This window comes from Turicibacter sp. H121 (assembly GCF_001543345.1).
In the GTDB taxonomy this organism is placed as follows: domain Bacteria; phylum Bacillota_I; class Bacilli_A; order MOL361; family Turicibacteraceae; genus Turicibacter; species Turicibacter bilis.
This window is the reverse complement of record NZ_CP013476.1, coordinates 1,216,340-1,229,664: the sequence shown is the minus strand read 5'-3', so window position 1 is coordinate 1,229,664 and position 13,325 is coordinate 1,216,340. Positions and strand designations below refer to the sequence as shown.

At 34.4% G+C, this 13,325-nt stretch carries 12 protein-coding genes; 6 read left to right on the top strand and 6 right to left on the bottom strand.

Features of this window, described 5'->3' with window-relative positions; genetic code table 11:
- The first annotated feature begins 58 nt into the window (after nt 1-58).
- The gene (locus AT726_RS05975; RefSeq protein WP_055244900.1) at nt 59-886 is read left to right on the top strand and encodes a metallophosphoesterase; all 828 of its coding nucleotides are present in this window, start codon (nt 59-61) and stop codon (nt 884-886) included.
- 24 nt (nt 887-910) lie between these two features.
- Here the strand turns inward: AT726_RS05975 and AT726_RS05970 are convergent, their stop codons facing one another.
- Nucleotides 911-1,210, bottom strand: a complete 300-nt coding sequence (locus AT726_RS05970) for a (2Fe-2S)-binding protein (RefSeq protein ID WP_055276585.1) — start codon at nt 1,208-1,210, stop codon at nt 911-913.
- Between the two features lie 345 nt (nt 1,211-1,555).
- On the opposite strand from AT726_RS05970, the gene AT726_RS05965 reads away from it, so the two are divergent.
- On the top strand, nt 1,556-1,810 hold the full coding sequence (locus tag AT726_RS05965; RefSeq protein WP_237297222.1) for a hypothetical protein: 255 nt from the start codon (nt 1,556-1,558) through the stop codon (nt 1,808-1,810).
- A gap of 382 nt (nt 1,811-2,192) precedes the next feature.
- On the opposite strand, the gene AT726_RS05960 is transcribed toward AT726_RS05965, so the two are convergent.
- Nucleotides 2,193-4,172, bottom strand: a complete 1,980-nt coding sequence (locus tag AT726_RS05960) for a M28 family peptidase (protein ID WP_068759233.1) — start codon at nt 4,170-4,172, stop codon at nt 2,193-2,195.
- A gap of 130 nt (nt 4,173-4,302) precedes the next feature.
- Between AT726_RS05960 and AT726_RS05955 the strand changes: the two genes are divergently transcribed.
- Nucleotides 4,303-4,704 carry a helix-turn-helix domain-containing protein gene (locus AT726_RS05955; protein WP_068759232.1) on the top strand — a complete coding sequence of 134 codons (402 nt, stop codon included), beginning with the start codon at nt 4,303-4,305 and terminating at the stop codon, nt 4,702-4,704.
- A 15-nt stretch (nt 4,705-4,719) separates the two neighbouring features.
- On the opposite strand, the gene AT726_RS05950 is transcribed toward AT726_RS05955, so the two are convergent.
- Nucleotides 4,720-6,051, bottom strand: coding sequence for a GntP family permease (locus tag AT726_RS05950; protein WP_237297238.1), 1,332 nt, complete (start codon nt 6,049-6,051; stop codon nt 4,720-4,722).
- Between the two features lie 316 nt (nt 6,052-6,367).
- On the opposite strand from AT726_RS05950, the gene AT726_RS05945 reads away from it, so the two are divergent.
- Nucleotides 6,368-7,927, top strand: a complete 1,560-nt coding sequence (locus tag AT726_RS05945; RefSeq protein ID WP_055277631.1) for an AbgT family transporter — start codon at nt 6,368-6,370, stop codon at nt 7,925-7,927.
- A gap of 69 nt (nt 7,928-7,996) precedes the next feature.
- Here AT726_RS05945 and AT726_RS05940 read toward each other — a convergent pair whose 3' ends face one another.
- Nucleotides 7,997-8,464 (bottom strand): hypothetical protein, encoded by a 468-nt coding sequence (locus AT726_RS05940; RefSeq protein WP_055277633.1) that lies wholly within the window; start codon nt 8,462-8,464, stop codon nt 7,997-7,999.
- 96 nt (nt 8,465-8,560) lie between these two features.
- Nucleotides 8,561-9,274: a pirin family protein gene (locus tag AT726_RS05935; RefSeq protein ID WP_055277635.1), complete on the bottom strand. Its 714-nt coding sequence runs from the start codon at nt 9,272-9,274 to the stop codon at nt 8,561-8,563.
- 223 nt (nt 9,275-9,497) lie between these two features.
- Here AT726_RS05935 and AT726_RS05930 point away from each other — a divergent pair, with 223 nt between their 5' ends.
- A complete protein-coding gene (locus AT726_RS05930; RefSeq protein WP_068759230.1) occupies nt 9,498-10,196 on the top strand; it encodes an N-acetylmuramoyl-L-alanine amidase family protein in 699 nt (232 codons plus the stop codon).
- Nucleotides 10,197-10,366: 170 nt separating this feature from the next.
- Nucleotides 10,367-11,011 carry an N-acetylmuramoyl-L-alanine amidase family protein gene (locus AT726_RS05925; RefSeq protein ID WP_206778812.1) on the top strand — a complete coding sequence of 215 codons (645 nt, stop codon included), beginning with the start codon at nt 10,367-10,369 and terminating at the stop codon, nt 11,009-11,011.
- An 861-nt stretch (nt 11,012-11,872) separates the two neighbouring features.
- On the opposite strand, the gene AT726_RS05920 is transcribed toward AT726_RS05925, so the two are convergent.
- The gene (locus AT726_RS05920) at nt 11,873-13,114 is read right to left on the bottom strand and encodes an IS110 family transposase (RefSeq protein WP_068759229.1); all 1,242 of its coding nucleotides are present in this window, start codon (nt 13,112-13,114) and stop codon (nt 11,873-11,875) included.
- Nucleotides 13,115-13,325: the final 211 nt, after the last annotated feature.

The following is a 13,325-nucleotide window of genomic DNA, read 5'->3' as shown; positions in this document are numbered from 1 at the left end:
AAGGGGAGTACAATATAATTTTGTAAAGATAACAAACGAGAGTATAGAGGATGAGCAGATGAAAGTATTTTTTAAGCGATTAGGGTATTTGATTTTATTTGGAATTTTAATCATACTTTATTCAACCTTTGTTGAACCAAAGTTGTTACGAGTGATTTCTCATGATGTGCCACTTAGTAAAATTCAAGGCGAAGCGATTAAAGTCGTGCAATTTTCAGATACACATCTAGGTGACTTTTTTACGATTGAAGACTTACAAGAAGTCGTTGATAAAATCAATGAACAGGAGGCAGATCTCGTTTTATTTACGGGTGATTTAATGGATAATGCGGCTAATTATGATGGAGCTATCGATGAAATAGCAATCGTTTTATCTAAAATCAAATCTAAATTTGGAAAATACGCTGTTTTTGGGAATCGAGATTATGGTGGGGGAGCTGAACGTTTTTATGAAGATTTAATGGAATCAGCTGGTTTTAACGTGTTACTCAATAATCATGAAACGTTGAATATTAAAGGAACGACGCTTAGTCTCTTTGGAGCTGATGATGCCTTGATTGGATATTATGATTCGGTTCAGACAATGAAAGGCATACAAGAAAATCACCTTAATCTTTTAATGTTACATGAGCCTGATTTAGCTGATGATTTTATCAATTATCCAGTCGATTTAGTGGTAGCGGGACATAGTCATGGAGGACAGGTATACATCCCGTTTGTTGGACCTTTAATGACAACAGCGTTAGCTGAAAAATATGTACGTGGGTTTTATGAGATTAATCGTGATATGAATTTATATGTTAATACGGGAATTGGAAATACAAAGGCACCTTTTCGATTGTTCAATGTGCCACAGATTACCGTTTTTTATTTAAAAACAAAATAAAAAAACTCCATCACTGATGGAGTTTTATTTTTTGGCAGCGACAACAGCTTCTAATAAATGAATACAACGTCCACAAGCTGTAGCAGTTCCTGTAATTTCTTTGATTTCTTCAACTGTTTTTCCTTCATTCGCTAAAGTAACCACTTGTTGTAATGAAGTTCCTTTACATCCACAGATACTTGCTAAGATAGCTTTAATGTCATTTTCGTATTCCACTGTATCAAGATCTGTCATGACTTTAACATCTTCAATGGTACGAGCCCCTGCAATCATTGCATGACGAACTTTTAAGTAATCTGGTTTTTGAATTTTTTCTAATTTCATTATTTTTCCCTCATTTCTCTATTTTGGTTAAGCTCTTCAATTATCCATTATAGAGAATAACTCACGTTAAGTCCAATCATCGACGTGTTGTTTCAAATTATTTATTTCAAACTAAACTCATGAAAACATTGATATCAAGACGTCCTATAGTCCCATTAAAATTTTTTTACGATATGAAAAAATTAATGGAACTGATATCATTTAATAGTGAGTTCTGAAGCAGTTCCTTTACATGTATCAATGCGACAGCTACCTTCCTGTTATTTCAGTGTATTGAAGTGTTAAATTTTTGAATCTTTTCTTGTTATCTATTACAATATATGTATAATATTTTTTAAAGGAGGAATGGAAATTATGACTAGTTTATCTAAAAAATTAGGATTAGTTAGTATTGTTATTGGATGCCTATTAAATATTTTAGTATTTGCTTATTTAACTTCTTCAATGATTGCTATGATTCTATTAGGAATTATCGGGATAGTCTTATCTATATTATCGCTATTTTTGAAATATGAGAAAAAGTGGATAAGTCTTTTAGGACTAGGATTAAACCTAATTCCTCTATTATATTTTGCATTATTATTTGTAGCTTCAGGTTAAGTTTTTTAGAGATTTATATGCTGAGTCAGTTTAAATACTAAATAGTTTCAGGTTTGGGATTGAAAAACTAAATTTACTTCAGTTTTTACAACAAAAAGCAGTCATTTTTATAATGGCTGCTTTTTTGTTATGATCAATGATTTTGAGACTTTTGTATTGAATTTTTGCATGATAATCACAACCTTATCAGTGAGATATAGAAACAGATAAGGTTTAACATCTTAAAAACTAAGGCCTTACCAGTTAATTATAAATACTTCGCATGGTAGGTGACTCATCCCTACTATAGTTGGCCTTTTTATCAAAAAGACTTGTGTACTAAGCCTGATGGTTAGAATATGAAATACATTTTGCTATGTATATAGATTATTATACTATGCATTTATGGACGTCGATACAATGAGCGCATCCAATCAATGATTTGTTTAAGATGCACCATTTCTTCTTCAATCACTTTTTCTTGGCGAAACTCTTCTTCTTTTAAGATCTCTTTTAGATGCTGGATTTCAACATAAATATCTTCCCAAGAATGCTTACGCTGAAGCGTTTCAATAATATCATAAAGATCGAGCTCACTTAATAATAAATCTCGTCCCCAAGTTAAATGTTCGTCATCTTGATGACAGGACTGATGAATATAGAATTGATATGTTTTTTTATCGAAGAAGAAGGCATAGAGATTCAGGTCAACTCGACAAAGCTGTTCAACGGCAGATTTTAGCTTTTCTTTTTTTAATAGTCGAATCGCCTCACGAAGATGAAGGATATTTTCTTGATGAGCTTCGTGTGGGAAAATATTTGCTCCATACCATGAAAGTCGTACAAAAGATTGCTGAATCATTAAGTAGAGATAGTGAAGCTGTTGATTAATATATTTCGCTTCAGAATCAGTAAAGTGATTACGTTGAGTAAACTCATAAAGATTTTTAGCGCACCATTTCGCATCATGGATGAGGAAATAGAGCTCTTTATAATGATGATAAGATTCAAAGTCGAGACTTTCTTCTAAGGCATGAAACAGTTTCTCAAAATTGAAGGGCTTAATCTTCATTTGATCAAATAAAATGATGATCGTTCCATATAGTTTATGACAATATTCAAAAGCTGATCGACTAAAGTGATTGTGAATTAGGTCATAGTTTGTCTGATAAGTCGTTAAATGGTTCTCGTTAATTGGGCGATAACTAATAATCGTAGGTACCCCACTTTGAGAGTAGGCAAAGTCATCACTTAAGATGGTGGTTGGTGCATCAATGAGACAACCTTGTTTATAAGGACAGCCCGTTACAATTTTTTGAATCGCATTAACCAATTCCTTATATTCATAAGCCGTACGGATATGATGATAATCGTATTCATCATGAGCGACAAAACCTTCTAAATTAATAGCAACGAATGCTTTTTCGGCCCATTCAGGATGATTTTTAGTAATCTGTTGATATCCACCAATGGACCAATTGAAAGAGGAATTTGTTAATCCCCATTCTTTCGCACTATGGGCAATGAAGATAATTGTTTTACTCGGAATATAATGACTATTAATTAAAGCACGGGCTAAGCTTAGTAGTAAACCACACCCACAAGCTCCGCTATGAAAATTGTGAAATAATCCATCATAATGAGACATAACTAAAATAATATCATTGGTATCTCTACCTGGAATCTCACCAATAATATTATATGAGGTACTATCAGGTGAAACTTTACTATAACAATTCAAGATAACCGAAATCTTAGAAGAAGGTGATTGAATTAATAATGTTTTAAGAATATAACCATCTTTTAAACTAATCGAAAAGGCTGGAATATCAGCGGGTGCCGTAAAGTTTTCATAAGTGAGCGCATCAGTTGGAAGTTTTTGATTTTCATTTATAGGAGCAGCAATGATTCCATAAGCTCCTTTTTGTCTGGCCTGTAAGGCGCAAATACCAATTTGACAACCAATATAAGAGTCTAAATCAATGAGTACTAATTTTCCTTTAACGTCGATGTTCTCGTAATCTTTTTTTGTTCCTTTCCCCACATAAACAAGGTCAAAGGTTTTATTCTCACGAATACAGTTGCTTGCATAGGCGCTTAAAGTGATTTTTTTGGGTGTATTCTTTTGATCTAGATAATAGAGCTCTCCATTCTTAAACTCCCATGAATCAACGATTACTTTTTCTTTTCGAACATTTTTTAAACCAATGCTGTTAAATTCTTGGTATAAAAAATGACCGGCTGCAAGTTCTGCTTCTGAACCAGCCATTCGAAATCCAAGAGTTTCATTTGATCCAAATTGAGAAAGAGTATTAGCCACATGGGCTGCATAATCAACATTAATAGAATCATAAAAGGCATCTAAATCTTTTTGGTAGTCCATACTGTCCTCCTCCTTATTTCTATCGCTTCTATATCATAGTAGAAAAGTAGTAAATAGGTTCCTGTCATGATGAGAAATGTATATCTATTATAGAAAATGAATACGATAGAAGTAAAAAGGGGGATAAGAGATGGAGTTTAACGAAAAACTACAATTATTAAGAAGAGCGAAAGGGATTTCCCAGGAAAAACTGGCAGAAGAAATTGGTGTTCCACAACAGTTAGTTGCAAAGTGGGAAGAAGGGGACGAAATACCAGATATGCATAGTTTAATGGCATTATCAGATTGGTTTAATGTAAGTTTAGATGAATTATTAAGAGATCGAATTAACCTCAGAACATTAGAGCGTTTAGGATTTTATGAACAAGAAGTTGAGACGTCTGAAGATGATTTAATAGAGAATAGTATTTTGATCATAGGGATGATTTTAATGATGATGGGATTTATTTTTAATCATCTAATGGTAGGGATAACTTGTGGTGGGATTGGAGTCGGATTTTATTACTTAATAAGATTAAAAAAACGCCGATGAATCGGCGTTTTAATTTTATACAAAAATTAGAGAGGTCCCTAATACCATCAAGAAAGTAACGAAGATTGGAATAACAACGGATGTCACAAAGATATCTTTATAAGCTTGTTTGTGTGTTAGGCCAAAAATCGCTAGTGTTGTAATGACGGCTCCGTTATGAGGAAGTGTATCTAACCCGCCAGATGATAAAGACGCAATACGATGTAGAATTTCTGGTGTAATTCCAAGAGGCTCACTCATTTGTAAAAATGTTGGTGCTAAAGCATTTAAGGTAATTCCAAGACCACCTGAGGCAGAGGCAGTTAGACCGCAAATGATATTAACTGAAAGGGCCTCAGCAATAATTGGATTCGGTGAAAGGTTTAAAATCATGGTTTGAATTCCAAGGAAAATAGGAAGTGTTTTAATGATACTTCCATAACCGACAATAGCACTTGAGTTTAAAAGGGGAATAAATGAATTTTTAACTCCGGTATCTAAAATAGATTGGAGGTTTTTAATTTTTTTGATATTCAATAAAAGGATAAATAAAATCGCAATTACGATTGAGATAATAACGCTCCATGTTCCAGACATACTATCGAGTGTTGTATTGAATGATTCTAGATAAGTCCCATCTACATTCGGATAGTAGACTTTTGAGAAGAAGAGGTTCAAGGTGAAGATGATTACAATCGGGGAGAGAGCTAACCAAATTGATGGTTTTTTAGAAGACGTTTTTGATTTCATTTCTTCATTAAACCCATAGCCCTCATGATTTTTATGGGCAGATTTTGCTCGAAAGTTTAGGTAGATCATTCCTAAAGTAAACATCAAGATGCTAGCAATGAGGCCAATAATTGGAGCAGCAAAAGTATCTGTTTTGAAGTAAGTCATAGGAATGACGTTTTGAATTTCAGGACTTCCTGGTAAAGCTGTCATCGTAAATGTAAAAGCACCAAGAGCAATTGTTCCAGGAATGAGTCGTTTTGGAATATCGGCTTCTTTAAAGAGTAATGTTGCAATGGGATAAAGAACAAAAGCAACGACAAAGAGAGAAACACCTCCATAAGTTAGGAGTGCACCGGAAAGGACAACGGCTAAAATCGCTCGCTTAGGTTGGATCCATTTGGTTATAAAGTGAGCAATTGCATGCGCATAACCAGTTTCCTCCATCAACTTAGCAAAAATTGCTCCTGTTAAAAATAGTGGAAAATAGTTTTTAACAAATCCCGCAAATCCGTCCATATAGACTAGAGTATAGTTAGCCATCAGATGACTATCTAATCCAAAAGTCAGAAATAAAGTTATGAGTGAAATAATGGGGGCGGTGATAATTGTCGAGTATCCTCGGTAAGCTAAAATCATAATCGTGCTAAGTGAAAGTATTAAAATGATGAGATGACTCAAGAATCATTACCTCCTTTCAATTTTTGAAATCAAATTTTATTATTTTTTTACAATTTATATTATTGAATGATATTAGTATAGATATATGTTGGTATTTTGACAAATAATATACAATGTTATGCCTAAAATTGTAGAAAAATAATGTATTTTTAACCATATGGAAAAAAATACAGTGGAAATTAGTCGAATTTTATAGGTATAATTAGATATGTTTAACCATATAAACTACCTCACCCAAATTATGGGAAAGGGATTGAAATCAAGGAGGTATTCTATGAGTGAGAAAGTGAAAAAGAAGAAATTAACTCTTCTAGACCGAGTAGAAAAAGTCGGTAATGCATTACCACACCCAGCAACAATTTTCTTAATTTTAAGTGCAGTAATTGTTGTTTTATCAGCTATTTTATCAGCTGCAGGTGTATCAGTAACTTATGAGGGGATCAATCGTACGACAAATACGGTTGAAGAAATGACAGTAACAGTTCAAAGCCTTTTATCAAGAGAAGGTGTTCAATATTTATTTAAATCAGCAGTAACAAACTTCACAGGGTTTGCCCCACTTGGAACAGTATTAGTTGCTTTACTTGGGGTTGGACTTGCTGAAGGAACAGGTTTAATTGGATCATTATTAAAGAAATTAGTAATGAGTACTCCAAAACGTTTAATTACAGTTGTAGTTGTACTTGCAGGGGTTTTATCAAGTATCGCATCTGATGCAGGATACGTTGTGTTAATCCCGTTAGGAGCTATTATTTTCTTAAGTATGGGACGTCACCCAATTGCAGGTCTTGCAGCTGCATTCGCCGGGGTATCTGGTGGATTCAGTGCTAACGTGATGGTTGGTCCTACTGATTCATTATTAGCAGGATTAACAACAGAAGGTGCTAAATTAGCCGATCCAAATTATGTAGTAGAGATGACAGGTAACTGGTGGTTCTTAATCGCTTCAACAGTATTAATTACAGTTATCGGTACAATTGTAACTGAAAAAATCGTTGAACCACGTTTAGGAAAATATACAGGTGATGCGACAGTTGAAGAAAGTGCAATGACAGTTTCTAAAGAAGAACGACGCGGGTTACGTTTCGCTGGAATCGCAACATTATTATCAGTTGCAGGTTTAGCAGCATTAGTCGTTCCAGCTAACGGATTCTTACGTGGAACTGATGCAGGGATTCAAGGAATCTTAAAATCACCATTCATGGATTCAATGGTTCTTATCATTGCTTTAGTATTTGCCATTGCAGGGATTGCATATGGAGTTGGAGCTAAAGTGGTTAAGAATGATAAAGATGTCATGAACTTAATGGGTAAAAGTATGGCTTCAATGGGATCATACATTGTGTTAGTATTCTTCGCATCTCAATTCGTTGCTTACTTCAATTATTCAAACTTAGGAACAATCATTGCAAACAAAGGTGCAGAGATGTTAAAAGCAATCGGATTACAAGGTATTCCATTAGTCATCTTATTCATCTTAGTTGTAGCGTTCATTAACATCTTCATGGGATCAGCTTCGGCTAAATGGGCAATCTTAGCTCCAGTATTCGTTCCGATGTTAATGGAAGTTGGATTCACACCAGAATTCACACAAATGGCTTACCGTATCGGAGATTCAACAACAAACTTAATCTCTCCATTAATGAGCTACTTCGCATTAATCGTAACATTTGCTGCTCGATACGATAAGAAATCAGGAATCGGAACTTTAATTTCAACAATGGTTCCTTACTCAGTATTCTTATTAATCGGATGGACATTATTATTAATTGTATGGTTCGTATGTAACTTACCATTAGGACCTGGTGCTTCAATCTTCTTACCAGGATTCTAATTTAATCATTAAGACTTAAGCTTTGGCTATCTAATAATCAATAAAAGGTACGAGGATAAACCTCGTACCTTATCTTTTTTGAAAGAGAATATAAAGTCCAATGATAATTAAGCAAATAGCAAGTAGTAGTGATGATGAAATGAAAAGTTGAACATAAAAAAGAAGTGAAATGAAGCAAAGAATCGTAATGGGAATTAAGAGTCCTTTGTCTTTATGATCATATAAATAAAGTTGTAACAATCCAAATGCTACAGCTAGTAAGTAAACAGGCCACGTATAACTAGAATAATGCCATTCTGTTAAAATTTCAAAACAAAATAATAATCCAATTACGGTTAAAATTCCTCCTGGGACTAGTTGCCCAGGATTTTTTTTCGTTTGAAAATAGTTCATCTCAAAGTAAAGACCTGGGATTAACACGCATAAAAACCATAGATGATGAATGAGCTCGTTATTTAAATGAAAGGTATATGTGATAAGTGAAAATCCACCTATTAAAATGAGTAAAAATCCGATTAAAAATTGAAGTGTTCTCATACTAACAATTCCCCCCTTTTGGTCTTAACATAACATGTTTAATTGAAAGAAAAAAGAGGAAAAGTTTAAAAAGCAAAGGCACTAGCCTTTGCTTTTTTACATATAAGGATGAGAGGATTTTGGCATATCGATAACAATAAAGTGTGACGTATGAGTTGCCTCAATATGAATATTATCTTCGATAATTTCAAGCGCATCTTTTTCTTTTAAAGCAATCTCATTGACCGTTGAGAAACCTTCGATTTGCATGAGATAAGCTTGGCGCCCAAAGGCTACATTAATATCGGCAATATTTCCTTCATCTAATAAAATAGTATAAATATTCACATCTTGATTAATAGTGATAGGAGCATCCTCGTGGATGTCAGAAACCATATGAAGCCATTGGTTATGACGTGCTTCCCAGTCAAAGTGATATTCGCCATATGTTGGTTGATGCCCTCTTTTATCCGGTACAATCCAAATTTGAAGTAAGCGTAAAGGAATGTCAGTATTGTTATACTCACTATGAGTAATACCTGTTCCCGCACTCATATATTGCATTTGTCCACGTTTTAAGACGCCGACATTCCCCATGCTATCTTTATGAGTGAGTTCTCCCTCAATGACATAAGTGATGATTTCCATGTCTTTATGGGGATGTGTCTCAAATCCGGTATGAGGAGCGATTATATCGTCATTTAGGACACGAAGAACTCCAAAGTTAATATTTGCTTCATTATAATAATCGGCAAATGAAAAATGATAGGTTGTTTCTAACCAATCATAAACAGCGCCACCCATATATCGATGATCGAGTTTTCTAAGCATGTGATTCACTCCATCTCTTAAAAAAATTCAGGCGTTCGCCTATTCATAGTATTGTTCAGTCGAAATAAACTATACTACATAATAGTCGTATCTTCGACAGGAAAAATGTCATCAAAAAGGATGTTTAAGGTTTTTCTAAGGTTTGTGTATTACAATCTCCTTAAATCAAAAGGGTTAAAAGAGAAAGGAGAACCGTATGAGAAGAAACCGAAAGAGGCGCTTAATGAAGCGTAATTTAATTTCATTATTCTTAATGGTAGCAATCATGGGCGGTCTTGCATTATCAATTTATTATTCAAAAACCTCGCAAACTATGATTGCACAATCTTATTATGAAACTGAACGCACCGTTACCACTACTCAGCCATTGATTATTATTGATGCGGGTCATGGTGGGATTGATCCGGGAAGTGATAGTCGTGGTATTTTAGAAAAAGATATTAATTTAGAAATTGCCTTAAAACTTCAAGAAGTATTACATGAAAATGGATATTCTGTTTTAATGACTCGTGAAGATGATAACTCTCTCTCTCTAAGAGAACGTTCAGATTTCGCCAATGAAAAAGAGGCAGACTTATTTATTAGTCTTCACCAAAATTGCTATGCTCAAGATGCAAGTGTTCATGGAATAGAAGTATATTACAATAGTGACAAAACAACAAACGATCAACAATTAGCGCAAATGATTCAAGAGTCACTAATTAATGAAACAGGGGCAAAAAATCGCGGAATTCACTCAGATAATGGTTTAGTCGTGACACGTGAAACAATAATGCCCGCTGTGTTAGTCGAGACAGCATTTATTTCTAATGATGATGAACTTGATTTGATTATGTCGGATGATTATCAAAATAAAGTAGTGAAAGGAATAGTAGTAGGAATTGAAGAATTCTTAAATGAATTAGACCGAAATCCAGAATGATGATATGAACATTCTGGTTTTTCTTTTATCGTATGTTTTGGAGAGAATTAACTATACTACATAATAGTTTTATATTCGACAAAATAGGTAGCCATTAGACGAAAGGAAGATAAAATTTGATCAATCACTTAAAATCTAAACAGGTTGCTACATTTATCATGGTTTTTCTTATGATAGGCCTTTTATTTAGTCCATTTCAATTAAGTTTAGCTGCCTCGATACAAAAAACACAGTGGTTTGATCGATTCTTTAGTCCCCCTAAAAAAATTATTATTATTGATGCGGGTCATGGTGGAACGGACCCAGGGAGTGTTAAACAAGGAATTCAGGAAAAAGATATTAACCTTCAAATTGCACTCCAATTACAAAAACGATTAGAAGCAAAAGGCTATAAAGTTGTGATGACACGTGATGATGATACAGCAATTAGCTTAAAGAATCGTGCAAAATTAGCTAATCAAGCAAAAGGTGATTTACTGATTAGTATTCATCAAAATAGTTTTAGAGATGCAAGTGTTCATGGAATAGAAGTTTTTTATACCCCTGGTAAAGGAACATATGATGATCGATTAGCGAACTGTATTCAAGAAGCGTTGATTAGTTATACACAAGCTAAAGATCGTCACGTTAGAGAGATAACTAATTTATTAATTATTCGGGAGTCTAATATGTCAGCCTGTTTAATTGAAAGTGCCTATCTCTCAAATGATACTGAACGTGAGCTTATTCAAACTAAGGACTATCAAGATAAAGTGGTGACTGGGATTATAGAAGGAATTGAAAACTTTTTAAACGAACAAGCAAAAAGTAGCTAATTTGTAGCTGCTTTTTGAATAAGGAGTAAATTTTTATTTAAAATATTTCGTTCAGATTGTTTGAGTAGAGCAACTAAAAGGCCAAAGGGAACAAATCGTAGGATATTTAGAGTAACTCGTTTTAATGTATTGATAATAGGAAAGATAGTTGGAGAAGTGTGAAAGTCAGAAAAATTACGTAAGTAAATGTTAAATATCCCTGTTACGCGTAAAAGATTAACGAAGTAACAATAAAAAATAAATTCAATGAGGCAGATGGGAGTTTCCAATCTGTTCTTTTTTTAATAGTTTTAAACTTAAAGTATAAAGCAGATAAATGTGAGTAGCGAAAATTAGCGTAAATAAAAGCAGGTGAATCAAGCGTTATTCCTCCTTATTTAACGTAATATATTTGTCATTGATTTAAATCTTTTGAACTGTGGATAACTCTAATAGACTAGGAAATAGCATTTTTATAACAAATTCTGAGTTATCCACAGGATTACTTGTTACTTGGCTACTTAATTCAGATTCAAGAATGTCACCATTATGAAATACTTCCCTTGTCATTGTAATTCATCTGCTGTTACCAAGGTTTCATTTAATGACCTCGCTTGCATCATCTCACTCTCCTTTCAAATCCTACTCTTAAAACGGATTAATCGTATCTTTTGTGACCATTTTACCTAAAATTGTTTAAAAAATAAAATTTTATTCAATAATAAGGCAATGAAGTGGTGAAGACTTGTGGTATTAAGTCAAGTATATGATTGAAAAAAATAGATAAAGATTTTTAAAAGTTGGACGCACTGAACTAGACCCTCGGCTAATTTTTTAAAAATTTAGCCTAGCGCCAGACAGAAAGGATTCAAAAGCAATCAGTTAGCTTTTGAGTGATACGCTCCTTTCCGGCGTGTAGAGTTGGTGGTTACGTAACAGCGTATCCACCAAACGCACTAATTTTCTAGCGGTTAGGACGAGGGCTCGTTTGTGTTTAAATTTCGGAACTTCATCGTATTTTTTTTGGTAATACAAGCGGTAAGTATCTTCGTGTCGTCTGATAGAGTTGGCAGCTTCAACCATATAATACCGAAGATATTGGTTGCCTGTTCGTGTCAGTGGTGTACGTTCCGATTCAAAGTTTCCAGACTGATTTTTTTTCCAGTAGAGACCGCAATATTTGGCTAATTGGGCTTCATTTTCAAAACGTTCAATTTGACCGATTTCAGCGACAATACCGGCGGCATAAACAATACCGATACCTGGAATACTTTTTAAACATTGGGCTTCTGTTACAATTTCAAAGAGCGCCACAATGCTTTTTTCTAAATCTTTAATCTGTTTTTTCAACGTTTGGATTAATCGTGCATAAGTCGCTAAAACCATGTCTACTGATTCTTGAACGACTTTACCCAATCGATAAGAATCACGAATAGCTTTTTTAATGGTTTTAGCTAATTTCTGTGGATCACTAAAACGACCTCGACCTTTTTCTTGTAGAAGGTTAGCTAAATCTTCTAACTCCATTTCGGCCATTTCATCGAGGGTTAGTGCATCAGAAAGAAGATCGAGCATGGTCGCACCAAAAACAGAGGTATCGAGCTCTTTAGAGAGGGTATTACACTTGTAGTAAAGGTTCTCAAGAAAGTGCTGTTTACATTCGGTGAGTTGATGAACCATTTGATATCTCGAACGAGTCAGACGTTGAAGAGCGACATAGCGTTCCTCTTTTAAAACTGTCTTATTAAATCGTTCAATACGTAAGAAGTCGGCAATACGAAAGGCATCAATTCGATCGTTTTTATCTTCTTCAAAAAGCCCTTTATAACGATGAATGGACTTAGGGTTTTGGATAACGACTTCAACGAGACCTAAGGATTTTAGTTCAAGATCTTCAGATAAAAAAGTTGCAGGATGAAAACTGTAAATCGAAGTAGACTCCATTCCAATCACGATTTTTTCATAGTTAAATGATTGGTGAAACTGGAGAACATCATCTTTGATAGAAGAGGCACCGTTAATGTTATTAGGAAGGGTAACTTCTTTTAACGTCGTGTCTGAACTATCAAGAAAACAAACATCAAGTTTTTCAGAGCTAACATCAATACCGACAAATAATTTCATGGAAGGGACCTCCTTTCTTTTGAATGAATTTGGAATAAACTCGGATACGGCTGGACATCCCTAGGGTCCCAAACGTGGCGACAACCTCGCGTATAAGTATTCTAAAGACCCCAACTATGAGTGCTGCCCTCAACCCTGTTAAGAAGAGGAACATAGAAGGAGTTGATACAGCTTGTGCGTATGCCGAACAGTTTGGGTCTGGGTCACAGTC

Coding starts and splice junctions, on each gene's coding strand:
- AT726_RS05975 (WP_055244900.1), top strand. CDS start 59: ATGAAAGTATTTTTTAAGCGATTAGGGTATTTGATTTTATTTGGAATT.
- AT726_RS05965 (WP_237297222.1), top strand. CDS start 1,556: ATGGAAATTATGACTAGTTTATCTAAAAAATTAGGATTAGTTAGTATT.
- AT726_RS05960 (WP_068759233.1), bottom strand. CDS start 4,172: ATGGACTACCAAAAAGATTTAGATGCCTTTTATGATTCTATTAATGTT.
- AT726_RS05945 (WP_055277631.1), top strand. CDS start 6,368: ATGAGTGAGAAAGTGAAAAAGAAGAAATTAACTCTTCTAGACCGAGTA.
- AT726_RS05935 (WP_055277635.1), bottom strand. CDS start 9,274: ATGCTTAGAAAACTCGATCATCGATATATGGGTGGCGCTGTTTATGAT.
- AT726_RS05940 (WP_055277633.1), bottom strand. CDS start 8,464: ATGAGAACACTTCAATTTTTAATCGGATTTTTACTCATTTTAATAGGT.
- AT726_RS05920 (WP_068759229.1), bottom strand. CDS start 13,114: ATGAAATTATTTGTCGGTATTGATGTTAGCTCTGAAAAACTTGATGTT.
- AT726_RS05955 (WP_068759232.1), top strand. CDS start 4,303: ATGGAGTTTAACGAAAAACTACAATTATTAAGAAGAGCGAAAGGGATT.
- AT726_RS05925 (WP_206778812.1), top strand. CDS start 10,367: ATGATAGGCCTTTTATTTAGTCCATTTCAATTAAGTTTAGCTGCCTCG.
- AT726_RS05930 (WP_068759230.1), top strand. CDS start 9,498: ATGAAGCGTAATTTAATTTCATTATTCTTAATGGTAGCAATCATGGGC.
- AT726_RS05950 (WP_237297238.1), bottom strand. CDS start 6,051: ATGATTTTAGCTTACCGAGGATACTCGACAATTATCACCGCCCCCATT.
- AT726_RS05970 (WP_055276585.1), bottom strand. CDS start 1,210: ATGAAATTAGAAAAAATTCAAAAACCAGATTACTTAAAAGTTCGTCAT.